20 protein-coding genes are annotated in these 26,070 nt (G+C 72.4%); 1 reads left to right on the top strand and 19 read right to left on the bottom strand.

Features of this window, described 5'->3' with window-relative positions:
* Positions 1-150: 150 nt before the first annotated feature.
* The 15 genes from ACI790_RS15060 to ACI790_RS14990 form a co-directional block, all read right to left on the bottom strand.
* Positions 151-1,566 (bottom strand): phytoene desaturase family protein, encoded by a 1,416-nt coding sequence (locus tag ACI790_RS15060; protein WP_456570594.1) that lies wholly within the window; start codon positions 1,564-1,566, stop codon positions 151-153.
* Positions 1,563-3,368, bottom strand: a complete 1,806-nt coding sequence (locus tag ACI790_RS15055; RefSeq protein WP_456570593.1) for a DUF3556 domain-containing protein — start codon at positions 3,366-3,368, stop codon at positions 1,563-1,565. The genes ACI790_RS15060 and ACI790_RS15055 overlap by 4 nt, the downstream gene beginning before the upstream one ends.
* Before the next feature lie 94 nt (positions 3,369-3,462).
* A complete protein-coding gene (locus tag ACI790_RS15050; protein ID WP_456570592.1) occupies positions 3,463-4,929 on the bottom strand; it encodes a class I adenylate-forming enzyme family protein in 1,467 nt (488 codons plus the stop codon).
* 173 nt (positions 4,930-5,102) lie between these two features.
* Positions 5,103-5,714 carry a hypothetical protein gene (locus ACI790_RS15045; RefSeq protein WP_456570591.1) on the bottom strand — a complete coding sequence of 204 codons (612 nt, stop codon included), beginning with the start codon at positions 5,712-5,714 and terminating at the stop codon, positions 5,103-5,105.
* Positions 5,715-5,781: 67 nt separating this feature from the next.
* A complete protein-coding gene (dnaE, locus tag ACI790_RS15040; RefSeq protein ID WP_456570590.1) occupies positions 5,782-9,348 on the bottom strand; it encodes a DNA polymerase III subunit alpha in 3,567 nt (1,188 codons plus the stop codon).
* Positions 9,349-9,547: 199 nt separating this feature from the next.
* Positions 9,548-10,012 (bottom strand): GNAT family N-acetyltransferase, encoded by a 465-nt coding sequence (locus tag ACI790_RS15035; protein ID WP_456570589.1) that lies wholly within the window; start codon positions 10,010-10,012, stop codon positions 9,548-9,550.
* 15 nt (positions 10,013-10,027) lie between these two features.
* A complete protein-coding gene (locus ACI790_RS15030; protein ID WP_456570588.1) occupies positions 10,028-10,831 on the bottom strand; it encodes a CPBP family intramembrane glutamic endopeptidase in 804 nt (267 codons plus the stop codon).
* A 10-nt stretch (positions 10,832-10,841) separates the two neighbouring features.
* Complete coding sequence (locus tag ACI790_RS15025; protein WP_456570587.1) at positions 10,842-11,789, bottom strand: RluA family pseudouridine synthase; 948 nt, start codon at positions 11,787-11,789, stop codon at positions 10,842-10,844.
* Between the two features lie 38 nt (positions 11,790-11,827).
* On the bottom strand, positions 11,828-12,271 hold the full coding sequence (gene lspA, locus ACI790_RS15020) for a signal peptidase II (RefSeq protein WP_456570586.1): 444 nt from the start codon (positions 12,269-12,271) through the stop codon (positions 11,828-11,830).
* 231 nt (positions 12,272-12,502) lie between these two features.
* On the bottom strand, positions 12,503-13,792 hold the full coding sequence (locus tag ACI790_RS15015; protein WP_456570585.1) for an ABC transporter ATP-binding protein: 1,290 nt from the start codon (positions 13,790-13,792) through the stop codon (positions 12,503-12,505).
* 55 nt (positions 13,793-13,847) lie between these two features.
* Positions 13,848-14,681, bottom strand: coding sequence for a carbohydrate ABC transporter permease (locus ACI790_RS15010; protein ID WP_456570584.1), 834 nt, complete (start codon positions 14,679-14,681; stop codon positions 13,848-13,850).
* A gap of 2 nt (positions 14,682-14,683) precedes the next feature.
* Positions 14,684-15,643: a carbohydrate ABC transporter permease gene (locus ACI790_RS15005; RefSeq protein WP_456570583.1), complete on the bottom strand. Its 960-nt coding sequence runs from the start codon at positions 15,641-15,643 to the stop codon at positions 14,684-14,686.
* Complete coding sequence (locus ACI790_RS15000; protein WP_456570582.1) at positions 15,640-17,001, bottom strand: extracellular solute-binding protein; 1,362 nt, start codon at positions 16,999-17,001, stop codon at positions 15,640-15,642. The genes ACI790_RS15005 and ACI790_RS15000 overlap by 4 nt, the downstream gene beginning before the upstream one ends.
* A gap of 78 nt (positions 17,002-17,079) precedes the next feature.
* Positions 17,080-18,423 carry a DUF4032 domain-containing protein gene (locus tag ACI790_RS14995; RefSeq protein ID WP_456570581.1) on the bottom strand — a complete coding sequence of 448 codons (1,344 nt, stop codon included), beginning with the start codon at positions 18,421-18,423 and terminating at the stop codon, positions 17,080-17,082.
* 41 nt (positions 18,424-18,464) lie between these two features.
* Positions 18,465-19,976 (bottom strand): potassium/proton antiporter, encoded by a 1,512-nt coding sequence (locus ACI790_RS14990; protein WP_456570580.1) that lies wholly within the window; start codon positions 19,974-19,976, stop codon positions 18,465-18,467.
* A gap of 122 nt (positions 19,977-20,098) precedes the next feature.
* Here ACI790_RS14990 and ileS point away from each other — a divergent pair, with 122 nt between their 5' ends.
* On the top strand, positions 20,099-23,278 hold the full coding sequence (gene ileS / locus ACI790_RS14985) for an isoleucine--tRNA ligase (protein WP_456570579.1): 3,180 nt from the start codon (positions 20,099-20,101) through the stop codon (positions 23,276-23,278).
* 33 nt (positions 23,279-23,311) lie between these two features.
* Here the strand turns inward: ileS and ACI790_RS14980 are convergent, their stop codons facing one another.
* From ACI790_RS14980 to ACI790_RS14965, 4 genes are all read right to left on the bottom strand, one after another.
* Complete coding sequence (locus ACI790_RS14980) at positions 23,312-23,995, bottom strand: hypothetical protein (RefSeq protein ID WP_456570578.1); 684 nt, start codon at positions 23,993-23,995, stop codon at positions 23,312-23,314.
* Between the two features lie 142 nt (positions 23,996-24,137).
* Positions 24,138-24,878, bottom strand: a complete 741-nt coding sequence (wag31, locus tag ACI790_RS14975) for a DivIVA-like cell division protein Wag31 (RefSeq protein ID WP_456570577.1) — start codon at positions 24,876-24,878, stop codon at positions 24,138-24,140.
* 98 nt (positions 24,879-24,976) lie between these two features.
* The gene (locus tag ACI790_RS14970) at positions 24,977-25,264 is read right to left on the bottom strand and encodes a YggT family protein (protein ID WP_456570576.1); all 288 of its coding nucleotides are present in this window, start codon (positions 25,262-25,264) and stop codon (positions 24,977-24,979) included.
* A gap of 49 nt (positions 25,265-25,313) precedes the next feature.
* Positions 25,314-26,051 carry a cell division protein SepF gene (locus ACI790_RS14965; RefSeq protein WP_456570575.1) on the bottom strand — a complete coding sequence of 246 codons (738 nt, stop codon included), beginning with the start codon at positions 26,049-26,051 and terminating at the stop codon, positions 25,314-25,316.
* Between the last annotated feature and the right edge of the window lie 19 nt (positions 26,052-26,070).

The raw sequence follows: 26,070 nt of genomic DNA, 5'->3' as shown, positions 1-26,070 counted from the left end.
GCGCGTCCAGCCGCTGCGCGGCCCGGGTGACGAGGGCGCGGATGCGGTCGGCGGCCGGGTCCCCGGGCGGTCCAGCTGCGCCCGGCGAGGGCCCCGCCGCCCCCTCGGTGCCGCTCCGCCCCGGCGGGTTCAGGCCTCCCTCCACCGGGCTCAGCGGGTGATCCGGGACAGGGCCGACGTCGCGGCGTTGAAGCCGCACAGGCCGTGTGCGCCGGCGCCGGGCGGGGTGGCTGCCGAGCACAGGTAGACCCCGTCGACACCGAGCGAGTAGGGATCCAGTGCGATGCGGGGCCGGAACACCAGCTGGAGGGGGTCGTTGGCGCCGGTGACGACGTCCCCGCCGACGTAGTTGGCGTTGTGCGCCTCCAGACCGGCGGTCGAGGTCACGTGCCGAGCGAGGACGCGGTCCCGGAAACCGGGCGCGAACCGCTCGATCTGGGCCTCGATGGCGGCGGTGGCGTCGCCGGTGTACCCGGCCGGCACGTGGGCGTAGCTGTACACCGGGTGGACGCCGTCGCTGGACCGGGTCGGGTCGGCGACGGACTGCTGCCCGACCAGCACGAACGGATGATCCGGCATCCGGCCACGTGCGACGTCGGTCTCGGCCGTGGCGATCTCCTCGAACGTGCCACCGACGTGGACGGTGCCCGCGCGGCGGGACTCCTGGTGGGCCCAGGGAACGCCGCCCTGCACGGCGAACTCGACCTTGAAGGAGCCGGGGCCGTGCCGGTACCGGGTGAGCGCGCGGGTGATCCGCCCGGGCATGCGGTCCCCGACGATCCGCGCGGCCGCGGCCGGGGCGACGTCGAGCATGACGATGTCGGGATCGCCGAGCTCGTCCAGCGAACCGACGGTCACCCCGGTCTCGACCTTGGCCCCGTGCGCGTCGAGCAGGGCGGAGATCGTCCGGCCGAAGGCGGCCGACCCGCCCTCGGCCACGGGCCAGCCGTAGCGGTGCGCCGCCGTGCCGAGCGCCACGCCGATCGCCGAGGACGCCGGGGAGCCGAACGGCCGGAAGGCGTGCGCGGCGACGCCGGCGAACAGCGCCCGCGCCTCCGGCGTCGACCAGCGCCGGGCCAGCGCCGTCGCCGGCAGCAGCGCGTAGGCGCCGAAGCGGGCCAGCTTCACCGGGTGGGCCGGCACGTGCAGGAGCGGGCGCAGGAAGTCCTCGGTGATGTCACCGAACCGTTCCGTCAGGGGGCCGAAGAGGCTGCGCCAGCGGCGCCCGTCGGGCCCCAGGGTGGCAGCCGTGTCGTCCACCGACCGCTGGACGGCAGCGCCACGGCCGCCGTCGAGCGGGTGTGCGTACTCGATGTCGGCCCAGCGCCAGGTCAGCCCGTGCGCCGCCAGGTCGAACGCGCGCGAGAAGGGGGTGTCGACGGCCAGGGGGTGGAAGCCCGAGCACTCGTCGTGGATCAGCCCGGGCAGCGTGAGGGCGCTGCTGCGGGTACCTCCGCCGATGGTGTCCGCGGCCTCGAGCACCGTGACCCGGACACCGGCGGCGGCCAGAGTGAGGGCGGCAGCGAGCCCGTTGGGCCCGCTGCCGACCACGACGGCGTCGGTCATGCACTCACACTGGCACGGACGACGGGGTGGGTGTGCTCCCCCGCCGGCGTGTATCCGGGACTGCGCCAGGTGACGGTGTGCGGGATGGGCCCGTCGGGCAGCCACGGCTGCGCCGCCACCGCGTCCGACACCTCCCAGTAGCCGCGCTCGACGACGCCCAGCGCCGCATCGATGACCTTGTACTCCTGGGTGGAGCGGTGGATCGGCTGCGACTCGACCCAGACGACGACGCACTCACCCGGTTCGAAGGCGCAGCGCTCCTGCACCGCGCGGATCGTCTGCTCGTTGTGCAGGTGCGCATCGCCGAACTGCCAGCCGACCAGCGTGGTGCAGACGAACTCGCCCTCGCGGATCCGGTAGTTCTCCAGCCGGTCGAGGTGCCGCATCATCAGCGACAGCAACCCCCGCCCCTGGCTGTGCATGGTCCGCCAGGCCACCGCCTTCTGCATGAAGATCTCCGCGATCTCCTTGCCGAAGGCAGCCGTGAGCTGGTCGACCTGGTTGTCGTTGTACTTCACCAGGTGCTTGTTGAGCTTCGCCTCGGCCTCGTCACCCCGGAAGGCCCAGGTGGCCGAGGCCCAGTTGCCGGCGTACTGGCGCATCGACGGCAGGAAGGACACCAGGTCCGGCCGCAGGTTGCCCAGGATCGGGAAGGCGACGAACACGGCGACGATGCCGGCGAGCAGCCACGGCGAGCTGATCGCGCCGACCCCGTATCCCTCGGACGCGGGGAAGCCGCCGAAGATCCAGGCGGTGGCGAACATGAAGAACACGTTCCACTCCAGCGGAACCGCGAGCGGGAACGTGGACGTGATGAAGATGTGGAACACGATCATGCCGACGATGGCCAGCCAGGTGATCGTCGCGTTCGTCGAGAAGAGCAGCACGAACGGCAGCACCAGCTCGACGACGGTGCCGCCGATGTGGGCGAAGGCCCAGGCGATCCGCGAGGGACGCAGGTCGTTCGGGAAGTCGCGGTAGAGGGCGCGCTTGAACCGCGTGGAGGTCAGCCACGGCGTGTTGCTCATCATCGGCGGGACCACGTTGGTGAAGTGGTGGCCGAACTTGGAGACACCGGCGCCCACCCAGATCGACACCATGGCGATCTTGGCCACCAGGATCATGTCGACGTGGTTGCTCAGGATGCCGAAGAAGAAAAGCACGGCCACGTACTGCTCGGAGCGCGCCGCCAGGAAGACGACCCGGTCCCGCAGGCCCATGGCGATGATGAGCGCGACGAAGGTGAGCAGCAGCCACTGCGGCAGGAGCCCTGCCTCGCTGCCGGGAAGGGCGTCGGTGCGCACGCCGGGACCGATCAGCAGGACGGCCAGTGAGGTGAGGACGGCGTAGTAGAGGGTCACGTCGACACCGGTGCGGTGGTCACCGCGGGTGAAGGGGACCTTGTCCGGCCACGGCGGCAGCCGGAGGGTGTTCCGCCGGGAGAAGTAGCGGAAGCCTCCCGTGAAGGGCGCGAACTTGAAGGCCAGCGGACCGGAGGACGAGGCCCAGCCGGTGATCTCGAACAGGATGGTCCACACGATCAGCTTCTGGTAGACGATCGGCTCGCCCCACCACGCGCCGAGGTCGGCCAGGCTCAGGCCGGGCGTCGTGAGACCGACGACCAGCAGCCCGCCGAGCACGTAGAAGGCCAGCTTGTAGATGTAGAGCATGTGGTTGCTCTTCGGGCTGCCGAAGCCGTACTCGGCCCAGTGCGTGGCCAGCATCCGCATCCGTTCCATGAACGGCATGGCTTCGTACTGGGCCGGGTCCACCGGCGGCATGTCCGCGGTCTTGAAACCCATGGTCGCTCCTCCTGGGGGCGGTCTCGTCCGGTTCTCGGGCAGGGGTGTCCGGCGCGAGGGGGCTCGCGCGGACGGCGGTGCGGGGCGGGGGCTGTCAGGCCGGCTGCGGGAGCAGCGAACGGCGGAGAGCCGGCTTGTCGATCTTGCCGACGGGGTTCTTGGGCAGCGCCGGTTCGACGCTGATCCGCACGGGCACCTTGACCCTGGTCAGGTGCCGGCGGCAGTGGTCGAGGAGGTCGCCCTCCGAGACGGTCGAGCCGGGATAGAGGCTGACGTAGGCGACGGGCACCTCACCCAGGACCGGGTCCGGCCGGCCGACGACCGCGGCCTCCAGGACGCCGGGCAGGCCGTGCAGGACCGATTCGATCTCCTTGGGGTAGATGTTCTCCCCACCCCGGATGATCATGTCCTTCACCCGGTCGACCAGCGTGAGGTATCCGTCCTCGTCCAGCCGTCCGACGTCACCGGTGCGCAACCAGCCGTCGACGAGGGTGGCCGCCGTCTCCGCGGGCTGGTTCAGGTAGCCCCGCATGACGGTGGGGCCGGCCACGACCACCTCGCCGGTCTCTCCCGGCCCGGCGAAGGACCCGTCCTGCCGCCTGATCGCGATCTGCTGGCCGGGCAGCGCGGGCCCGACGGTGCCGAGCTTGCGGATCCCCGCGACGGGATTGCACGCCGATGCGCACGTGCCTTCGGTGAGCCCGTAGCCCTCCACCATGGTGAAGCCGAACCGCTTCTCGCAGCGGTCCAGGAGCTCGGCGGACACGGGAGCGGCGCCGCAGACCACGAAGCGCAGCGAGGAGGTGTCCGGGCGCACGTCGTCGGGCAGGGAGGCCAGCAGCGCGTAGATGGTCGGCACCGCCGAGAAGTAGGTGGGACGCAGGCGCTCGACGTCGTCGAAGAACCGGCTCGCCGAGAAGCTGCCGGCGATGCTCAGCCGGCCGCCCGACCGGAGGACCGCCAGCGCGCTCACCATGAGGGCGTTGGCGTGGAAGAGGGGCAGCACCAGCAGGCAGTGGTCCCGCTCGGTCAGCGAGAAGTGCCGGGCCATGGTGTCCGACATGGCGTCGACGTTGGCGTGGTCGAGCATCACGCCCTTCGGACGGCCGGTCGATCCGCTGGTGTAGATGAGCAGCGCCAGATCCTCGCCCCGCAGGGCGGCCGGGGCGCTCTCCGTCCCCATCGGCTCGACGCGCATGTCCCCGACGTGGATCGCGGGACGCCCCCCGTCGGGGGCGCCCGGACCGGAGTTGAGCACCACCGTGGCGCCCGCATCGGTGATCTGGTGGTCCGCCTCCGTCGCGGTGAACACCGGGTTGACCGGGGTGGCCGTGCCGCCCAGCCGCCAGGCGGCGAACAGCGCCACGAGCAGTTCCACCCGGTTGGGGAGCATGACCGCGAGGACGTCGCCGCGACCGAAACCACGCTCGGCCAGCTGGCCGGCGAAGGCGGTGATCCGGGCGTCGAACCCGGCCCGGGTGAGCTCTCCGCGGTCGTCCCGCACGGCCGGCGCGTCACCGGATGCACCTCGTCGTTCCCACGGCAGGTAGCCGAAGCCCATGGCGCGCCACTCCCGGTGCTCGTCGTGACCCGGAACACACGGGCCCTGTGACGCATGACACTAGGAAGCCCGGGCGGACGTGCCCACGTCCCCGGGACACCAACTTGACCGGCACCGTTGTGCACGGTGCACACTCGCGGCGGAGCCGCACGCGGGCCCGCGCCGGAGCGCGGCTACCCCGCCGGTGGCGCGACGGGGTGGTCCACGACGGCGTCGTCGCGACCGTGCCGGCCCAGCCCGTCGTCGGCGGTTCCCACGACGCAGCCCAGGTAGACCAGCAGCGCGGCGAACGGCGCGGCCGCCAGCCCGGGCAGGGACTCGAACACGAGTCCCGTGGACACCCGCGCACCGACGACGGTGAGCTCCGCCTCGCCGGGCGGCGGCCGCAGCAGCTCACCGGTCTGCCAGGCGACGAGCGCCGCCAGCGACGTCCCCACCGCCAGGATCACCAGCATCCCCACGCCGCGGCCGCGCCGCAGCCGCCAGGCGGCCGCCCCGGCGAGCAGCCCGAGACCGATCAGCACGAACACCAGCACGGCGTCGTCACCGATCCCCAGCTCTCCCGACGGCGTGCCGACCGGGACCGGCCCGGTCTCGGTCACCCGGTAGTCGGCGCGCGGGGCGAAGGCCCACCAGAGCAGCCCGGCGGGGACGCCGGCCAGCACCAGCCCGACGAGCAGCGGCCGCCCCGCACGCAGGTCCTCCCGGACCTCCGGCCAGCCGCGCCAGTAGGCGTGCGGCGGCACCCGGGGGACCGGCCGGAAGGACGGCAGAGGGGGGCTCACCGGTCCAGTGAACAACGGCGCCGGGGGCCGGCGGGCCGCACCCCCGGACCGCAGGCCGTCGGCCGGCTCAGAGGATCGCCACGCTGGTGGGGCCCAGCAGCGCCTTGATGTCGCCCATCAGGGCCGTGCTGGGCCGCACCCGGAGCCCCTGGTCCAGGCGCAGCACGGTCTCCCGGCTGCCGTTGACCAGCTTCAGCTGCACCTCGGTGGTGCCGGGGTGGCTGCCCAGGACCTCGCGCAGGCGTTCGACGACCGGCGGGGTGCAGCGGGCGGCCGCCATGGAGACCAGCACCGGGCCGCGCGGCCCCTCGGTGAGCTCCGGGACGGTGACCTCCGAGCCGAAGAGGGAGGGCTGGTCGTCGCGGCGGCTGATCCGGCCCTTCACCACGACGATCTGGTCGCGGACGATCTTCTCCGACACCTCGGCCCAGGTCTTGGGGAAGAACAGCACCTCGATGCCGGACTCGAGGTCCTCCAGCGTGGCGATCGCCCACGGCGCACCCTGCTTGTTGGTGCGCGGCGAGACCGCGGTGAGGATGCCGGCGATCGTGACGTTCGCGCCGTCCTCGACCCCGCCGGCGTTGATCTCGGCGATCGGGGTGTCGGCGTGCGAGGTGAGCACGTGCTCGACGCCGTGCAGCGGGTGGTCGGAGACGTAGAGGCCGAGCATGTCGCGCTCGAACATCAGCCGCTCGCTCTTCGACCAGTCGGCGGTGGGGATGGTGATGTCGAGGGCCCCGGCGAACGGGTCGTCCGCGGCGTCCTCCGCGCCGAAGCTGCCGAAGAGGTCGAACTGGCCCTCGGCCTCCTTGCGCTTGAGCCCCATGGCCGAGTCGACCGCCTGCGCGTGGACGGCGACGATCCCCTGCCGCGAGTGGCCCAGCGAGTCGAACGCGCCGGCCTTGGCGAGGGACTCGATGACCTTCTTGTTGCAGGCCACCGTGTCGATCTTGCGCATGAAGTCGGCGAAGTCCTTGAACGCGCCCTTCTCCTCGCGGGCCCGGACGATCGACTCCACGACGTTGGTCCCGACGTTGCGCACCGAAGCCAGGCCGAAGCGGACGTCGGTGCCGACCGCGGTGAAGTCCCAGGAGGACTCGTTGACGTCCGGCGGGAGCACCTTGATGCCCATCCGCCGGCACTCGGCCAGGTAGATCGGCCGGCGGTCCTTGTCGTCACCGACGCTGGTGAGCAGACCCGCCATGTACTCGGCCGGGTAGTTCGCCTTGAGGTACGCCGTCCAGTACGAGACCAGGCCGTACGCGGCCGAGTGGGCCTTGTTGAACGCGTAGTCGGCGAACGGGACGAGGATGTCCCAGAGCGTCTTGATGGCCGCGGCGGAGAAGCCGTTGGCCTTCATCCCGGCCTCGAACCCGACGAACTCCGCGTCGAGGACCGACTTCTTCTTCTTGCCCATCGCGCGGCGCAGCAGGTCGGCCTTGCCGAGCGAGTACCCGGCGACCTTCTGCGCGATCGCCATGACCTGCTCCTGGTAGACGATCAGGCCGTAGGTCTGGCCCAGGATCTCCTCGAGCGGCTCGGCGAGCTCCGGGTGGATCGGCGTGATCTCCTGCTGGCCGTTCTTGCGCAGCGCGTAGTTGGTGTGCGAGTTCGCGCCCATCGGACCGGGCCGGTACAGGGCGCCGACCGCGGAGATGTCCTCGAAGTTGTCCGGCCGCATGAGCCGCAGCAGCGAGCGCATCGGACCGCCGTCGAACTGGAAGACACCGAGGGTGTCGCCCCGGCCGAGCAGGTCGTACGTCGCCTTGTCGGTGAGGTCCTTGCTGAGCTCGTCGAGGTCGATCGGCTCCTTGCCGTTCAAGACGATGTTGCGCAGCGCGTCGTCGATGACGGTCAGGTTCCGCAGGCCCAGGAAGTCCATCTTGAGCAGGCCGAGCGTCTCGCAGGTCGGGTAGTCGAACTGCGTGATGACCGCGCCGTCGGCCTCCCGGCGCATGATCGGGATGCTGTCGATCAGCGGGTAGCGGCCGATGATGACGCCGGCGGCGTGCACGCCCCACTGGCGCTTCAGGCCCTCGAGCTTGCGGGCCTGGTCGACGACCTCGGCCGCGCCCGGATCGGCCTCGTAGCGCGCCCGGAACTCGGCGGCCTCCTTGTACCGCGGGTGGGCCGGGTCGAAGACCCCGGACAGCGGGATGCCCTTGCCCATCACGTCCGGCGGCATGAGCTTGGTCAGCTCGTCGCCCACGGAGTAGGGCCGGTCGAGCACGCGGGCGGCGTCCTTGATCGCGGCCTTGGCCTTGATCGTGCCGTAGGTGACGATCTGGCTGACCCGCTCCTCGCCGTACTTCTGCGAGACGTACTGGATGACCTCGCCGCGGCGGCGGTCGTCGAAGTCGATGTCGACGTCGGGCATGGAGACGCGCTCGGGGTTGAGGAACCGCTCGAAGATCAGCCCGTGCGCCAGCGGGTCGAGGTCGGTGATGCCCATGGCGTAGGCGGCCAGGGAGCCCGCAGCCGAACCACGGCCGGGACCGACGCGGATGCCGTTGTCCTTCGCCCAGTTGATGAAGTCGGCGACCACGAGGAAGTACCCCGGGAAGCCCATCTGGCAGATGATCCCGGTCTCGTAGTCTGCCTGCTTGCGCACGTGGTCGGGGATGCCGCCCGGCCAGCGCTTGTGCAGCCCGCGCTCGACCTCCTTGATGAACCAGGAGGTCTCGTCCTCCCCCTCCGGCAGCGGGAAGCGCGGCATCAGGTCGGCGCCCTCGGTGAAGGACACCTCGCACTGCTCGGCGATCAGCAGCGTGTTGTCGCACGCCTCGCGCAGGTCACCGGGGAACAGCGCCCGCATCTCGGCGGCGGACTTCAGGTAGTAGCCGTCGCCGTTGAACTTGAAGCGGTTGGGCTCGTTGAGCCGGGAGCCGGTCTGGATGCACAGCAGGGCGTCGTGGGCGTCGGCGTCCTCCTTGTGCGTGTAGTGCAGGTCGTTGGTGGCCAGCAGCGGGATGCCGAGGTCCTTGGCGATGGCCAGCAGCGCCGGGCGGGTCTTCTTCTCGATGGACAGCCCGTGGTCCATCAGCTCGGCGTAGAAGTTCTCCCGCCCGAAGATGTCCTGGAAGTCCGCCGCCGCCTGGCGCGCCTTGTCCTCCTTGCCGGCGCGCAGCCACATGTTCACCTCGCCCGAGGGGCAGCCGGTGGTGGCGATCAGGCCCTTGCCGTAGCGCTCCAGCAGGTCGCGGTCGAACCGCGGCTTGCGGTACTGCCCCTCGAGGCTGGCCAGCGAGGAGATGCGGAACAGGTTGTGCATGCCCTCGGTGGTGCGGGCCAGCAGCGTCATGTGGGTGTAGGCGGCCTTGCCCCGGTTGGACCCGCCGTCGCCCTCCTCGTCGAGGAGCTTGTCGCCGAAGTCGAACGGGGCGCGGTCGAACCGGGAACCGGGCGTGTAGTAGCCCTCCATGCCGATGATCGGCTTCACGCCGGCGCCCTTGGCCTGCTTGTAGAAGTCGTAGGCGCCGAAGACGTTGCCGTGGTCGGTCATCGCCAGCGCCGGCATGCCCTGGGCGGCCGCGGCCGCGGTGACCTCCGGCAGCTTCGCCGCGCCGTCCAGCATCGAGTACTCGGTGTGCACGTGCAGGTGCACGAAGTTCTCTTCGCGGGACGGGCTGCTCACGGTGCGGGGTGCTCCTCACGGGTCTCGACGGCCCGGCCGGCACGGGGCGGGCAGGGCCGACGGGGTGGTTCTCATGACCGGCGGGGAAGGCCGTTCGGCGGTGACGTTCCAGCGGGGACCGGTGGCGTCGATCCTCGCACCTCGACAGGTCTACCGGCGACCACCGACAGAACGTGTCTCGGCGATCCGGACCACTCCGTCACACCGTCCCCGCCGGCCCCTCGGCGAGCCGCCGGCGCATGGTGACGTGCGCGATCCCGGCCTCCTCGTAGACCTCGCCCACGGCCGCGTACCCGGCGCGCTCGTAGAACCGGCGGGCCGGCAGCTGGGCGTGCAACTCCACCACCGTCGCGCCGCGGCCCGCCGCCTGGCGGTGCAGCTCGGCCAGGACCGCGGCCCCGTGCCCCCTCCCCCGGACGTCGGCGGCGGCGGCCATCCGGCCGACCCGGGCGGTCGCGCCGTCGACCAGCAGCCGTCCGGTGGCCACCACCCGCCCGGCGTCGTCCCGGCTGAGCACGTGCACCGCCGTGGCATCGGCGTCGTCCTGCTCGATCTCCGGCGGGACGCCCTGCTCGTCGACGAACACGCGGCTGCGCAGGGCGGCGACCTCGGGCCAGTCGGCGGTGGTGGCGACCTGCGCGGTGGGGCTCGGCACGGCGTCCATTCTGGCGACCACGCCTCAGCCGGCCGCGTCCCCCCGCGGGCCGGCGCCCGGAGCGGGCAGCGCGCTGGCCGGCACGAGCAGGAACCGCAGGTCGATCAGCGCGTGCAGCAGCACCGGCCACAGCAGCGACCCGGTGTCCAGGTAGAGCGCCGCCATCACCCCGCCGAGGACGCCGGTGAGGAGCATCCCCGCGCGCCCCTGGTAGGCGTGCGCCAGCCCGAAGGCGACGGCGGCGACCAGCACCAGCACGGCCGACGGCACCCCGCCGGCCAGGGCCGCCACCACGGCGAGGAAGAAGCCCCGGTACAGCCACTCCTCGCAGACGCCGGCGGTGATCCCGACGACGGTGAACAGCCGGCGCTCGTCGGCCGTGCGCGGCAGCAGCGCCAGCGTCGACTGCCCCGGCGGCTCCGCGTGCCGGCCCTCACCCGGCCGGCGCTCCGGGCGGGTCATCTCCAGCAGCGCCCCCGAGCGCAGCTGGCGGGTCGAGGCGACGACGAACAGCAGCACCACCACGATGACGACCGCGGACACCGGTCCGGGCCACTCGCGCGGCCAGACCAGCCCCACGGCCGCGGCGTCGACCCCCGGGGCGGACAGCCAGACGACGAGCGCCACGACCGCCAGCCCCCACTCGAGCACCAGCAGCCGCCGGTAGAACGAGCGCCGGGCCCCGGCGTCGATGCGCAGCCGGCCCTCGAACCGGCGGTGCAGCACGTGCCCGACCACGGGCTCCCCCACCACCAGGTAGACGGCCACCACGACGGCGGCCAGCGCCGCGGGGCCGAAGTCGGCGAGGGAGGCCGGCAGCGCGGTCACCGGAGGTGGGTCAGGCCTCGGCGCGCAGGACGGCCAGCGCGCCGGCGAGGTCGGGCGGGTACTCGCTGGTGACCTCGACCCACCGCCCGTCGGCCGGGTGCGGGAAGCCCAGCCGCACCGCGTGCAGCCACTGGCGGGAGACGCCGAGCCGCGCCGCGAGGGTGGGGTCGGCGCCGTAGGTCGGGTCGCCGACGCAGGGGTGGCGCAGCGCGGAGAAGTGCACCCGGATCTGGTGCGTGCGGCCGGTCTCCAGCCGGATGTCGACGAGGCTGGCGGCGGCGAAGGCCTCCGTCACCTCGTAGTGGGTGACCGACGGGCGGCCCCCGCTCACGACAGCGAACTTCCAGTCGTGCCGCGGGTGCCGGTCGATCGGCGCGTCGATGGTGCCGCGCGAGGGATCGGGGTGGCCCTGGACGAGGGCGTGGTAGCCCTTCTCGACCGTGCGCTCCTTGAACGCGGCCTTGAGCGCGGTGTAGGCCCGCTCGCTCTTCGCGACGACCATGACGCCGGTGGTGGCGGCGTCCAGCCGGTGCACCACGCCCTGCCGTTCGGCCGCCCCGGACGTCGAGATGCGGTAGCCGGCCGCCGCGAGGCCGCCGATCACCGTGGGCCCGTCCCAGCCCGGGCTGGGGTGCGCCGCGACGCCGACCGGCTTGTCGATCACGACCAGATCGTCGTCGTCGTGCAGGATCGTCATGCCCTCGACCGGCCGGGGCGGGGCGGGCTCCCCCGGCGGGGGCGGCAGCTCGACCTCGAGCCAGCTGCCGCCGGTCAGTCGGTCCCCCTTGCCGCGGACGCGGCCGTCGACGACGACGTGGCCGGCGTCGGCCACCTCGGCGGCGGCGGAACGGGAGAGGCCGAACAGCCGGGACAGGGCCTGGTCGACCCGCTGGCCCTCCAGCCCGTCGGGCACCGGGAGGGCCCGGTGGAGGCCGGGAGCGCTGGTCACGGGCTCCATTGTGCGGGTCGGGCCGGACGGGACGGCGGAGCCGGACCTCACACGGTGTCGGGCTGCCCGTCCGCGCCGCCGCGGCTGCCGTCGAACTCGATGCCGCGCAGCGCCAGCAGCACCCCCAGGATGCCGCCGCAGACGATGGCCGAGTCGGCGACGTTGAACACCGGGAACACGCTGCCGTCGGGGCCGAACACCGAGAGGAAGTCGACGACGCCGCCGCGCAGGAAGCCTGGGTCGCGGAAGATCCGGTCGATCAGGTTGCCCAGCGCGCCCCCGAGCACCAGGCCCAGGGCGACTGCCCAGCCCGTCGACCGCAGCCGGCGGGCGGTGCGCACGATCACCACGGACACCACCACGGCCACCAGGGTGAACAGCACGGTGAAGCCCTCGGCGAAGGAGAACGCCGCCCCGGTGTTGCGCAGCTGGGTCAGGTAGAGCGCCCCGCCGAGGGTGCGGATGTCCTCCCCCGGCTCGATGGTGGCCACGACGACCAGCTTGGTGACCAGGTCGAGCGCCAGGACGACGGCGGCGAGGGACAGCAGCAGCCGGGTGCGGGAGCGGCCGGGCGGCGCGACGGCAGAGGAACCCCCGGAGGCGTCGTCCGCCGGGTCGGCGTGCTCGGACAGAGAGGCTCCTCGGCTGGGCGGGATCGCGGCGTGGCCGCGCGGCCACCGCCGAGAACGATAGCCGCGCGACCTCCCGCCACCCGCTGCCCGCTACGACCCGACGGCCGTCGCCCCGCCCGTCCGCACCTGGCCGTGGTCGGCCTGCGAGCGGGACTGCGAGTCCTCCACCTGCTCCATCCGGTCCTGGGTGGCCAGCCGGGTCAGCTCGGCACCGGCCTCCGCGTCGCGGGTGAGGTTGTCCCCCGACTCCGGGTCGAACACGTGCACCTTCCGGCTGTCGAGCCAGAACTCGGCCTCCCGGCCCTCGCGGATGCGGCTGGTCGCGTCGATCGACACGATCGCCTGGGTGCGCAGCTCCTCGGAGTCCAGTTCCTTGGACAGGTCGCGCAGCTGGGCCTTGATCGAGTCCGGGGCCTCGTAGGGGATGTAGGCGTACTGGGAGTCCCCCAGCCACTCGGTGACGTCCACCCGTGCCCGGAACGTCGAGCCGAGCGGCCGCTTGGCCTCGTCGACCAGCGAGGCGTCCTCGAAGTACTCCGGCCGGATGCCGACCAGCAGCAGGTCGTGCCCGGCGACGGCCTTCGCCCGCTGGTCGTCGAGCTCGATGTCCCCGAAGGGCGTCTTCAGCCGGTTGCCCTCGGGGGTGGCCGGCAGGAAGTTCATCGGCGGCGAGCCGATGAACCCGGCGACGAACAGGTTGACCGGCTGCTCGTAGAGCTCGCGCGGCGAGGCGACCTGCTGGATCTTGCCCTTCCGCAGGACGCAGACCCGGTCGCCGAGGGTCATGGCCTCGGTCTGGTCGTGGGTGACGTAGACGGTGGTGATGCCCAGCCGGCGCTGCAGCCGCGAGATCTCGGTGCGCATCTGGCCGCGAAGCTTGGCGTCCAGGTTGGACAGCGGCTCGTCGAAGAGGAACGCCTCGGCCTGCCGCACGATCGCGCGCCCCATCGCGACGCGCTGGCGCTGGCCACCGGAGAGGTTGGCCGGCTTGCGCTCCAGGTGCTCCTTGAGCTCGAGCACGTCGGAGGCCTCGTCGACCCGGCGGCGCACCTCGTCGTCCGGGGTCTTGGACAGCCGCAGCGGGAAGGCGATGTTCTCGTAGACCGTCATGTGCGGGTAGAGCGCGTAGTTCTGGAAGACCATCGACAGGTTCCGGTCGCGGGGGGCCAGGTCGTTGACCCGCTTGCCGCCGATGATCATGTCGCCGCTGGTGATGTCCTCCAGCCCGACGATCATCCGCAGCAGCGTGGACTTCCCGCAGCCGGAGGGCCCGACGAGGATCATGAACTCCCCGTCGGCGATGTCCAGGCTGACGTCGTTGACCGCCGGGAACCCGTCGCCGTACTTCTTGACGATGTTCTTCATCTCGATGGAGGCCATCAGTGTTCGTCCCCTCGGGAGGTCGATGAGGTGGGGCAGGTCGGGGTCATGGCGGTCAGCCCTTGACCGCGCCGTTGGTGAGCCCGGCGACGATGCGCCGCTGGAACAGCAGGACGAGGACGACGACGGGGATCGTCACGATGACCGCGGCCGCCGAGATGGCGCCCGTGGGCTCCTCGAACTGCGAGGCACCGGTGAACAGACCCAGCGCCGCGGGCACCGGGCGGGCCGCCTCGGTGGAGGTCAGCGAGATGCCGTAGATGAAGTCGTTCCAGGCGATGAAGAACGCGATGATCGCCGTGGTGAACACGCCGGGGGCGGCGAGCGGCACGATCACCTTGCGGAACGCCTGCCAGGTGGTCGCACCGTCGACCTGGGCCGCCTGCTCCATCTCCCAGGGGATCTCCCGGAAGAACGCCGACATGGTCCAGATGGAGATCGGCAGCGTGAGCGACAGGTACGGGATGATCAGGCCCGGCCAGGTGTCGTACAGGCCGATGTTGCGCCACAGGTTGAACAGCGGCGTGACGATGGAGATCACCGGGAAGATCGCCACGGCCAGCGCCGTGGAGAGGATCAGCTTCTTGCCGGGGAAGTCCAGCCGGGCGATCGCGTAGGCGGCGAACATCGCCAGCAGGCAGGAGATGGCCGTGGCGATCAGGCAGATGCCGAAGGAGTTGCGCAGCGCCGGCAGGAACAGGTCGCTGGCGCCGCCGGCGAGGATCAGCTCGTAGTTCTGCCAGGTGAGCTCGGTGGGCAGGAAGTTCCCGGTGGCCAGGTCGCTGGGCGCCTTGAACGAAACCGCGACGATCCAGGCGATCGGGAACAGGCAGTAGAAGACGATCAGCGCGCTGCCGACGCCCCAGAGGACCTTCTTCCGCGTGGACATGGCTAATCCCCCCGAGTCTGGGACAGGTCGACCTTGAACAGCTTGATGAAGGAGAAGGCGATCGCGACCACGCAGAGGAACAGCAGGACCGAGACCGCCGAGCCGAGGCCGATCTCCAGCCGCGCGATGGTCTGCCGGTAGGCCAGGAACGACACCGACTCGGTGCCGTTGGCCCCGTTGGTCATGATGAAGATGGTGTCGAACACCCGGAAGGCGTCCAGGGTGCGGAACAGCAGGGCGACCATGATGGCCGCCTTCATGTTGGGGATGGTCACCTTCCACATCCGCTGCCAGCGGGTGGCGCCGTCGACCTTGGCCGCCTCCTGCAGCACCTCGGGCACCTGGGCCAGGCCGGCCAGCAGGAGCAGCGAGATGAACGGCGTGGTCTTCCAGATCTCGGCGAGGCAGATGACCAGCAGGGCCGTCCACCGGTCACCGAACCAGTCGGTGTTCTCGGAGACGCCGGGCAGCCAGGCGAACCAGGAGTTCACGAACCCCGAGTTGATGTCGAAGGCGAACTGCCAGGCGAACGCCGACACCACGGTGATGACGGCGTAGGGGATGAGGATCGCCGCGCGGAGCACCGGGCGCAGCGCCCGGAGCGCCTTGATCATCACGAGCGCGAGCGCGAAGCCGAGGACGAGCTCCACCGCGACGGTGACCACCGTGATGAACGCGGTGACGCCGATCGACTGCCACCACAGCGAGTCGGTGAGGATGACCCAGTAGTTGGTCAGCCCGGTGAACGAGCGGTTCTCCGGGTCGGTGAGCCGGTAGTCGAACAGCGACTCGTAGGTGGCCTGCAGGATCGGGTAGGCGGTGACCAGGAGCATCACCGCGAACGCCGGACCGGCCAGCAGCCAGCCGAGCCTCCGCTCGCTGCGCGCCCGGTCGGTGATGCCCCGGTCGGGCGACGAGACCGGTTCGGTCTTCTTGCCCGGCGGGAGCGTCGTCGTCGTCACAGCAGGTCCTCCTTCGCCAGAACCGCCTTGATCAGCTCGGTGGCGTTCTCCCCCGTCTCCCCGGGCTCGACGCCCGACGGCGGGTGGTAGCTGCGCTGGATGCCGACCGAGATCTCGTTGTAGTAGGGCGTCTGCGGCCGGGGTGCTGCCAGCTCCAGGGACTCCCGGATGACCGGGGCCATCGGGAAGGCCTCCAGCACCTCCGGGTTGTCGTACACCGAGGTGGCCGACGCCGGGTTGCCGTTGGTCACGAAGTAGTAGGCCTGGTTCTCGTCCGAGACGATGCACTCGGCGGCCTCGTAGGCCAGCTCGGGGCTCTCGCTGAAGGCCCCGACCCCGAGGTTGATCCCGCCGTAGGGCGGCGCGGCCGGCGTGTCCTCGTCGACCCGCGGGTAGATCGCCGCGGCGTAGTCCTCCGGGACCGACGGGTCCATGGTCCCGGCCTCGACGGCGTCCAGCGCGCGGGGGTAGACGAACGGGTAGTTGACGTTGAACCCGCCGATCTCGCTCTCCAACCCGGTGGCGCTGGAGTCCTCGTTGGAGGTGGAGAACGCCGGCCCGGCCGCCTCGGACTCGGCGACCATCTTCATCACCTCGGTGGCCCGCTGCCCGGCCTCGGAGGTGAGCCCGAGCTCGATCTGGGCCGGGTCCTCGGGCGAGGCCTCGGTGATGATCGAGCCGCCGGCGGACTCGATCAGGGCGTTGAACCAGACGGTGAGCGACTCGGCACGGGCACCCTGGGCGCCGACGAGCGTGCCGGTCTCCTCGGCCGCCGCGACGATCTGCTCCCAGGTCACCGGCTGCGACATGTCCAGCCCGGCGGCCTCGGCCACCGACTGCCGGTACCAGAGCACCTGGGTGTTGGCCCAGAACGGGACGGCGACGAGCTCGCCGTCCCAGGTCGAGCCCTCCACGGCGCTCTCGACGACGTCCTCGGTCACCCGGCCGGCGACGTCGTCGGGCACCGGGGCCAGGAAGCCGGCTTGCGCGAACTCCGGGATGAACGGCGGGTCCAGGCTCATCAGGTCGATCGAGGCGTCGTTGGCCGCCAGGCGTCGGATCAGCTGCTCGCGCTGCGACGCGGCGTCGCGGGGCAGCAGCGCCGTCTCGATCGTGTAGCGGCCGCCGGCCTCCTCGGTGCACCGGGCGGCGATCTCCGCCTGCCCGCCGGCGTCCGGGTTGATGTACCAGGTGAGGCTGCGGGCACCCCCGCCCCCGCCCCCGCAGGCCGCGAGGGTCCCGGCGGTGACCAGCAGGGCCGCGGCCGCTGCGACGGGTCTGCCCGGCTGCCTCCGCGCGGCCGGTCGGATCGTGGTGGCCCGCGTCCCGGGCTCTGTCTTGCCAGCCGCGTAGGGCACTGTGCATCGCCTCCGTTGGCGCGACGGCGACGGTAGGTCACCGTGATCTTCGGAGCGTGGTGCAGGTCACAAAGGGTGTCAATTCGAACCGGCACCGCGGCCCGGATCGAGCCCGGTCCGGGACGTGCCTGGCGCGGGCGCGCCCCCCGCCCGGGCGTCGGGCCGCCGCTCGGCGATCACCGACGGCGTCGTGACCTCGGGGGGCGTGCGCGGCAGCACGGTCTCGACGTAGGACCGGGCCGCCTCCGTCGTCCCGACGTCGCGGCCGGCACGCTCGGACAGGAACCACCGGTGCTCGAGCACCTCGTGGAAGATCTCGGCCGGCGCCAGCCGGCCGACGAGGTGCCGCGGGATCGCGTCGACGACGGGCTGGTAGACCTCGGCCAGCCAGCGGTGCCCGGCGATCGTCTCCGGCACCGGCCGCCCCGACTTCTGCTCCAGGTAGGCGCGGAACGCGCGCACGTCGTTGAGCAGCCGCTGCGCCTGGCGTTCCTGCACCTCCAGGCCGGTGAGCCGGAACAGCTCCCGCCGGTTCTGCCCGGGCTCGGAGACGCGGGTCTCCACGCGCAGGCGGGTGCCCTCGTCGGTGGTCAGCAGCTCCACCTCGCCGACGTCGAAGCCCAGGTCGTTGAGCCGCTTGAGCCGCTCGGCGACCCGGTAGCGCTGCTCGTCGGTGCGGAACACCTCCTCCCGGGTGACCTCCTCCCAGAGCTTCTCGTACCGCCGCGGCAGCCCCTCGGCCACCTCGATCGGGTCGATCCCGTCCGGGAGCAGCCCGCCGAAGCGGAGGTCCAGCAGCTCCGCGCCGACCCGTTCCCGGGCGAGGTCGACGTCGTAGGAGCGCTGGCCCGGGGACAGGCTCGGGTGCCGGTCGACCGTCTCGGCGTCGACGAGGTAGGCCGAGAACGTCCCGGCGTCCAGCCGGAACAGGGTGTTGGACAGCGAGCAGTCGCCCCAGAACACGCCGGCCAGGTGCAGCCGGACCAGCAGCACCACCATCGTGTCGAGCAACTGCTCGGCCGAGTGCCGCCCCTGGGGCCGGGAGAACAGCCAGCGGTAGGACATCGAGTACTCGAGGTAGCGGGTCACCAGGATGGCCTGCTGGCCCGCCGGGCGGTCGACGCAGATGCCGAGCACCGAGACGGCGGGGAGCCCCTCCGCCTCGAACTGGGCCAGCAGCGCGTACTCGTGCCGGGCCAGGCGCTCGGAGATCTCCTTCAGGGCGAAGACGTGGCCGTCGAGGGCGACGAACCGGACGACGTGCCGGGAGATGCCGCGCTGGGGCACGTCGAGCAGCAGCTCGTCGTCCCACTCCTCTAGCGGCTCGTTCCAGGGCAGGCTGAGCAGGCCCGACGCGTCGGCGGCGGGTGGCCGGAAGAGGAACCGCATGGGCGCTCCGAACCGGTGGACGACGGTGGCCACCGGTGCCCACGATGCCATGCGCGGTGGCGCCGCGCCGACCGTCAGTCGGTCTCGTCCGGGCGGCCGGTCTCGCCGCGCCACGTGGCCAGCCGCCCGGCCCGGCTGACCGCCCGCAGCCGGCGCTCCGCCTCCGGCCGGGAGCGCCGCGCCGACACCAGCAGCGCCTGGTCCCGGCGCATCAGGCGGGTGTTGTCGTCGGGCACGAAGGCGCGGCCGTGGCGCACGATGAGGACCACCGCCGCGTCCTCGGGCAGCCGCAGCTCCGGCAGGTAGACGCCGTGCAGCCGGGACCCGTCGGGCACGGTCATCTGCATCAGCTCGGCGTCGAGTTCCTCCAGCGGCGCCGCCTCGACCTGGATCTCGCGCGGTGCGGCCGGCCCGGCGATCCGCAGCCGCCGGGCGACCCACGGCAGGGACCAGCCCTGCACCAGGGTGAAGACGACGACCAGCACGAAGACGGTGTCGAAGATCCGCCCCGCCCCCGGCACACCCGCCGTGACGGGGAAGGTGGCGAGGACGATCGGCACGGCCCCGCGCAAGCCGGCCCACGACACGAACGCCTGCTGGGACCACGGCCACCGGAACCACACCAGCGAGAGGACGACGGAGAGGGGCCGGGCCACCAGCAGGAGCGCCCCGCCGACGACGAGGGCCGGGACGAGGGCGTCGATCAGCCGGGGCGGCGAGACCAGCAGGCCCAGCAGCACGAACAGCCCGATCTGCGCCAGGGACGCCATCCCCTCGGCGAACCCGATGCTCGCGGTGCGGTGCGGCAGCGTGACGTTGCCGAGCACGACGCCGCACAGGTACACCGCGACGATGCCCGAGGTCCACGCCAGCGTCGCCGTCGCGTAGGCGAGCACGCAGAGCGAGAGCATCGCGATCGGGTAGAAGCCGGCCAGCGGGAGCGCCGCGCGCCGCAGCAGCTGCGCCCCCAGGACCCCGGTCGCGACGCCGACGACCGCGCCGCCCAGGAGCTGCCCGACCATCTGCAGGACGACCAGCCACCAGGCGTGGGCCTGCGCGTCGGTCAGCACGGCGGCCAGCGTGGTCACCAGGAGGATCGCCGGGGCGTCGTTCAGACCGCTCTCCGCCTCCAGCGCGGCGGCCAGCCGACGAGGGAGCGGCAGCCGGCGCAGCGCCGCGAACACCGCCGCGGCGTCGGTCGAGCCGATGACCGCGGCCAGCAGCAGGGCGAAGCCCCACGACTCGTCCAGCAGCCACACCGTGATCCCGGCCGTGACCGCCACGCTGACCGCGACGCCCACGGTGGCCAGGGTCAACCCGGGGCCGATCGCCCGGCGCACGTCGGCCCACCGGGTCGTCAGTCCGCCCTCGGCCAGGATGACCACCAGCGCGGCGACGCCGAGGGTCTGGGTGAGCTCGGCGTCGTCGAACTGCACGCCGAGGCCGCTCTCCCCCAGCATCACGCCCAGGGCCAGGTACAGCAGCAGGCTGGGCAGCCCGAGCTTGTCGGCCAGGCGCAGCGCCACCGCCGCCACCAGCACGACGGCCGCACCGATCGCGAGGGCGAGGGTCACCGTGGTGTTCACCCGGTCCCCCTCATGGGGACAGTCTTCCGCACCGCTCCCCCGGCCCCTTCCCGCCACGGGCACCGGGCGGGTCGGTGGCCGGCCGGTGCCACCCGGAGAACCGGTTTGCCGGTTCGGGGAGAATGGGGGGCGTGAGTGCTCCCACCGGCCCCTTCGCCGCGCTGCCCCCGCAGGTCGACCTGCCCGCCCTGGAGCACCGGATCCTCGAGCGCTGGGAGTCGGACAAGGTCTTCGACCGCTCGCTGACCGAGTCGGCCGGCCGGCCGCAGTGGAACTTCTACGAGGGGCCGCCGACCGCCAACGGCCGGCCCGGCACCCACCACATCGAGGCGCGGGCGTTCAAGGACGTCTTCCCCCGGTTCAAGACCATGCAGGGCTTCTCGGTGCCCCGGCGCGCGGGCTGGGACTGCCACGGCCTGCCCGTGGAGATCGCCGTCGAGCAGGAGCTCGGCTTCGCCGGGAAGCCGGACATCGAGCGCTTCGGCATCGCCGAGTTCAACGCCCGCTGCCGGGCGTCGGTGGAGCGCCACGTCGACGCGTTCACCGAGCTCACCCGCCGGATGGGCTACTGGGTGGACATGTCCACCGCCTACTGGACGATGGACCCCAGCTACATCGAGAGCGTCTGGTGGTCGCTCAAGCAGGTCTTCGAGAAGGGCCTGCTGGTCGAGGACCACCGGGTGGCGCCCTACTGCCCGCGCTGCGGCACCGGGCTCTCCGACCACGAGGTCGCCCAGGGGTACGAGACGATCACCGACCCCTCGGTCTACGTGCGGCTGCCGGTCACCGACGGCGAGTGGGCCGGCCGGGCCGACCTGCTGGTCTGGACGACGACGCCGTGGACGCTGCCGAGCAACACCGCCGTCGCCGTGCACCCCGACGTCTCCTACGTCGTCGCCCGGGCGGCCGGCACGGACGACGTGCCGGTCGTCGTCGCCGAGCCGCTGCTGGCCGCCGTCCTCGGGGAGGACGCCGAGGTGCTCGGCCGCGCTCCCGGCCGCGACTGGGAGCGCACCCACTACCGGCGACCGTTCGAGCTGGTCGACTTCCCGGCGGGCGAGGACGCGCACTTCGTGGTGCTCGCCGAGTACGTCACCACCGACGACGGCACCGGGCTGGTCCACCAGTCCCCCGCCTTCGGCGCCGACGACCTCGCCGTCTGCCGCGGCTACGGGCTGCCGGTGGTGAACCCGATCGACGCGACCGGGCACTTCCTGGCCGAGATCCCGCTGGTGGGCGGGCACTTCTTCAAGGCCGCCGACCCCGCGCTGGTCGAGGACCTGACGTCCCGCGGCGTGCTGTTCCGGGAGATCCGGTACGAGCACAGCTATCCGCACTGCTGGCGGTGCCACACGCCGCTGATGTACTACGCGCAGCCGTCCTGGTACATCCGGACCAGCGCGATCAAGGGTCAGCTGCTCGCCGAGAACGAGAAGACCAACTGGTACCCGGAGAGCATCAAGACCGGCCGCTACGGCGACTGGCTGAACAACAACGTCGACTGGGCGCTGTCCCGGGACCGGTACTGGGGCACGCCCCTGCCGATCTGGCGCAACGACGCGGACCCGAGCCGGATGATCGCCGTCGGCTCGCTGGCCGAGCTGTCCGAGCTCACCGGCCGTGACCTCTCCGACCTCGACCCGCACCGCCCGTTCATCGACGACGTCACGTTCACGGTGGCCGGCGAGGAGGGCACCTACCGGCGGGTCCGGCAGGTCATCGACGCCTGGTACGACTCCGGCTCCATGCCCTTCGCGCAGTGGGGCGCGCCGCACCGCAACCAGGAGCAGTTCCAGGCGGCCTACCCGGCGCAGTTCATCGCCGAGGCGATCGACCAGACCCGCGGCTGGTTCTACACGCTGATGGCCGTCGGCACGCTGGTGTTCGAGCAGAGCTCCTACGAGAACGTGCTCTGCCTGGGGCACATCCTGGCCGAGGACGGCCGGAAGATGAGCAAGCACCTGGGCAACATCCTCGAGCCGATCCCGCTGATGGACCGGCACGGCGCCGACGCCGTCCGCTGGTTCATGCTCGCCGGCGGATCGCCGTGGTCGGCCCGCCGGGTCGGGCACGAGACGCTCTCCGAGGTCGTGCGCAAGGTGCTGCTGACCTACTGGAACACCGCGAGCTTCTTCACCCTGTACGCGGAGACCAACGGCTGGGACCCCGCGACCTCCCCCGCTCCCGCGCGGGCCGAGCGGCCGCTGCTGGACCGCTGGGCGCTGGCCGAGCTGGCCGCGGTCACCCGGGACGTCACCGCCGCGCTGGAGGAGTTCGACACCCAGGGCGCCGGCCGGCTCATCGCCCAGTTCGTCGACGACCTGTCCAACTGGTACGTGCGCCGCTCCCGGCGGCGGTTCTGGGACGGCGACCCCTCGGCGCTGGGCACCCTGCACGAGGTGATCGACGGCCTGACCCGGCTCATGGCGCCGTTCACGCCGTTCGTCACCGACGAGGTGTGGGCGCGCGCCGTCGTCCCCGGCCTGGCCGGCGGGAACGGGGACCCGGCCGTCGACTCGGTGCACCTGGCCTCCTGGCCGCAGGTCGACGAGGCGGCGCTGGACGACCGGCTCGTGGAGCAGATGGCCCTGGTGCGCCGGCTCGTGGAGCTGGGCCGGTCGGCCCGCACCTCGGCGAAGATGCGCACCCGGCAACCGCTGGCGCGCGCCGTCGTCGCCGCGCCGGGCTGGTCGGCGCTCCCCCGCGACCTGGTCGCCGAGGTGGCCGACGAGCTGAACGTCGCCGAGCTGCTGGAGCTCTCCGCGGTGGGCGGTGACCTGGTCAACGTCAGCGTCAAGGTGGACTTCCGCGCGGTCGGCCGCCGGCTGGGCAAGCAGGTGCAGGCGGTGGCGAAGGCCGTCGCCGCGGCCGACGCGCCGACCCTCGTCGCGGCCTACCGCGCCGGCACGGCCGGCGTGGACGTCGACGGCTCCCGGGTGGCGATGGAGGACGGCGACCTGGTGGTCACCGAGACTCCGCGCGAGGGCTGGACCGTGGCCAGCGCCGGCGGCCTGACCGTGGCGCTGGACCTCACGCTCACCCCCGAGCTGGAGCGGGCCGGCCTGGTCCGCGAGGTGGTCCGGCTCGTGCAGGAGGCGCGCAAGGCCGGCGGCCTGGAGGTCAGCGACCGCATCGAGCTGTCCTGGACCGCCGACGGCGCCATGGCGCAGGCCCTGACCGAGCACGCCGGGCAGCTGGCCGGCGAGGTGCTGGCCAGCGCCGTGCACGCCGGCACCGCGGGATCCGGCGAGGGCGTCGAGGGGCCGGACGGCTCCCGGTTCTGGGTGACCAAGGCCGGCTGAGGACGGCGCCCTCCCGGACCCGGGATGACGGATCTATCCGGTCCGGCGGGCCCGCGCGCGGTCGGCGAGCGTGCGGTCGGGGCGGCACACCGCGCACGGGGTGAACCCGTCGGTGCGCGCCTCGTCCAGCGGCAGCGGGATCGCGTCGTGCCCCTCGAGGTGCACGCACCCGGGCACGTGGTAGCGGGGGCGCTCGTCGACGACGAGCACCTCGTCGGTGAGGTCGACGATGATCAGCAGATCGGTGACCTCGACCTCCTCGACCGGGGGGTCGGGGAGCTCCGCGGCCGCGACCGAGGCGGCGGTCGCGCCGGCCGGCGGGGACGCCGCGACGGGTGCGGTCACCGGCTCCGGCTCCCGCGGCGGCTCCGCCGTCGCCCGGGCGGCGGGAGGCTCCGCGGCGGGAGGCTCGACCACGGGGGGTTCGACGACGGGGGGTTCGACGACGGGCCGGGCGCCCGTGGCGCCGGTGGCCAGGTCCGGGCCGGCGGCCGCCGGGAGCACCGCTGGAACACCTCCGGAGTCGGCGGGTCGCTCGGGGGCCGTCGTGGCCGGGGCCGAACGGGCCGCCATCGCCCGGCGGGCCGCGACCAGCACACCCGCGGCGACGGCGCAGGCGGCGACGCAGCCCCAGTACAGCGCGGTGATGCCGGTCAGCAGCCCGCCCACGAAGAGCCCGAAGCCCAGGAGCACGAGCAGTCCGGCGATCACGATCACGCCTGGACTCTAGGGCGCCCGCCCGACACGCCGCCCGCCGGGCGACACCACCGGGACGGGACCGCCCGACGACGAGCAGGGCCCCCGGACCGGAGTCCGGGGGCCCTGCTCGTTCCTCGCTGCGATGCTCCCGCGGCTGCCGTCAGGCGGAGGCGTGCTGGTTCTGCCGGGCAGCGGTGGCGGGCTCGGCCGAGCCCCGGCTGTCCAGGTCGCGCAGGTGCGACTCAAGGTAGGAGCGCAGCCGGGTGCGGTACTCGCGCTCGAAGGTCCGCAGCTCCTCGATCTTCCGCTCCAGGCTGCTGCGCTTCTCCTCGAGGCTGCCCATGGCCTCGACGTGCCGCCGCTCGGCGTCCTGGTCCAGGGCGGCGGCCTTGGTCCGGGCCTCCCGCTCCATGGTCTCGGCGCGGGTGCGGGCGTCGCCGATCATCGAGTCCGCGCGGTGCTTGGCCTCGGTGACCATCTGCTCGCTCTTGGCCCGCGCCTCGCTCATGAGCCGGTCGCTGTTGGTCTTGGCGCCGCTGAGCATCTGCTCGGCCTGCGTCTTGGCCTCGTTGACGTAGCGGTCAGCGGTCTCGGTGGCCAGGGCCAGCATCCGCGAGGCGCGCGCGCTGTCGTCCTCCCGCGGCGGCTGGACCGGCGGCGGGGCCGCCACGACCGGCGCGGCCGGGGCCGGCGCCGGGGCGGGCGGTTCGGGCCGCTCCTCGACCCGCGCACCCGCGCGGCTCGCGGTGGCGCGGAGCTCGTTGTTCTCCTCGATCAGGCGGGCCAGCTCGGCCTCGACGACATCGAGGAAGGCGTCGACCTCGTCCTCGTCGTAGCCCCGCTTGCCGATGGGCGGCTTCTTGAAGACGACGTTGTGCACGTCGGCAGGCGTGAGTGGCATCGCAGGTCACCTCAGGTCGGACGGCGAGAACAGGGGCGTGCGGGGACGGGCAGCGGAATGCGGCCGTCCCGCGGCTCTGGTCCCGGGGGATTCAGCGGTCATGCGAGTGCGAGCGTGACGTTCCGGAGGACCACCACGGCGATCAGCAGCACCATAAACCCGAGGTCCAGTCGGATGGACCCCAGGTTCAACGGCGGGATGACCTTGCGCACCGCCTTGAGCGGCGGATCGGTGGTGGAGTAGACGACCTCGAGGCCGGCCGCGACCAGGCCCGTGGGGCGCCAGTTGCGGGCCAGCACCATCACCCAGTCGACGACGAACCGTGCGAAGAGCAGGACGAGGAAGACGAGCAGCACCGATGAGAGGATCTGCCAGAAAAGAGACACGGGCCCCGCTCGTTCAGGGCACCCGCCGGTGCCGACTCCACTCTGCCGCTCAGGACTTGTCGGAGAACCCGCCCTCGCGGATCTTCGCCTTGTCCTCAGGGGTGACGGCGACGTCCTGCGGGCTGAGCAGGAACACCTTCGCCGTGACGCGCTCGATACTACCGCGCAGCCCGAAGCTCAGTCCCGCGGCGAAGTCGACGAGTCGCTTGGCGTCGGCGTCGTCCATCTCCGTGAGGTTCATGATGACCGGCATGCCGTCGCGGAACCGCTCACCGATGGTGCGCGCCTCGTTGTAGGTGCGCGGGTGCAGCGTCGTGATCCGGTAGCTCTTGGACACGGGAGCGGGTGCCGCCTCGGGCTCGGGCTCGGGCTCGGGGGCCACCACCGGCTCGCGGACGGCGAGCCCCGCGGCAGCGACGGGGCCGCTGGTCATTCCACCCAGCCGGGCGCCGACGGAGCCCGACCCGGCACCCGACGCGCTCGCACCGGTCGGCGCGAGGCCGAGCGGACGGGCCTGGACCCGGCGCACCGACAGCGGCTCGGGGTCGCGGGCGGCGGGCACCTCGGCGACCGCCGGCTCGTCGTCGGCGTACCCGCCGGCGTAGTCGTCGTCGGCGTAGGGGCGGTCGGCGAACTCGTCACCGTAGCGGTCCTCGCCGTACCGGCCGTAGCGACGGTCGTGCTCCAGCTCGTCGGATCCGCGGGCGTCGTACCGGCCGTAGCCACGGGTGTCGTCGTCCTCGACGAGCCCCAGGTAGATCCCCATCCTCCGCATGGCTCCAGCCATCGGACCTCCCCCTCTGCCG

It is taken from the genome of Blastococcus sp. SYSU DS0539 (assembly GCF_054050855.1).
The sequence above is the reverse complement of the archived record's forward strand: the minus strand, read 5'-3'. Positions and strand labels throughout refer to the sequence as shown.

Coding starts and splice junctions, on each gene's coding strand:
- ACI790_RS14965 (WP_456570575.1), bottom strand. CDS start 26,051: ATGGCTGGAGCCATGCGGAGGATGGGGATCTACCTGGGGCTCGTCGAG.
- ACI790_RS15060 (WP_456570594.1), bottom strand. CDS start 1,566: ATGACCGACGCCGTCGTGGTCGGCAGCGGGCCCAACGGGCTCGCTGCC.
- ACI790_RS15015 (WP_456570585.1), bottom strand. CDS start 13,792: ATGGCCTCCATCGAGATGAAGAACATCGTCAAGAAGTACGGCGACGGG.
- wag31 (WP_456570577.1), bottom strand. CDS start 24,878: ATGCCACTCACGCCTGCCGACGTGCACAACGTCGTCTTCAAGAAGCCG.
- ACI790_RS15055 (WP_456570593.1), bottom strand. CDS start 3,368: ATGGGTTTCAAGACCGCGGACATGCCGCCGGTGGACCCGGCCCAGTAC.
- ACI790_RS15010 (WP_456570584.1), bottom strand. CDS start 14,681: ATGTCCACGCGGAAGAAGGTCCTCTGGGGCGTCGGCAGCGCGCTGATC.
- ACI790_RS15050 (WP_456570592.1), bottom strand. CDS start 4,929: ATGGGCTTCGGCTACCTGCCGTGGGAACGACGAGGTGCATCCGGTGAC.
- ACI790_RS15025 (WP_456570587.1), bottom strand. CDS start 11,789: ATGGAGCCCGTGACCAGCGCTCCCGGCCTCCACCGGGCCCTCCCGGTG.
- ACI790_RS15035 (WP_456570589.1), bottom strand. CDS start 10,012: ATGGACGCCGTGCCGAGCCCCACCGCGCAGGTCGCCACCACCGCCGAC.
- ileS (WP_456570579.1), top strand. CDS start 20,099: ATGGGGGGCGTGAGTGCTCCCACCGGCCCCTTCGCCGCGCTGCCCCCG.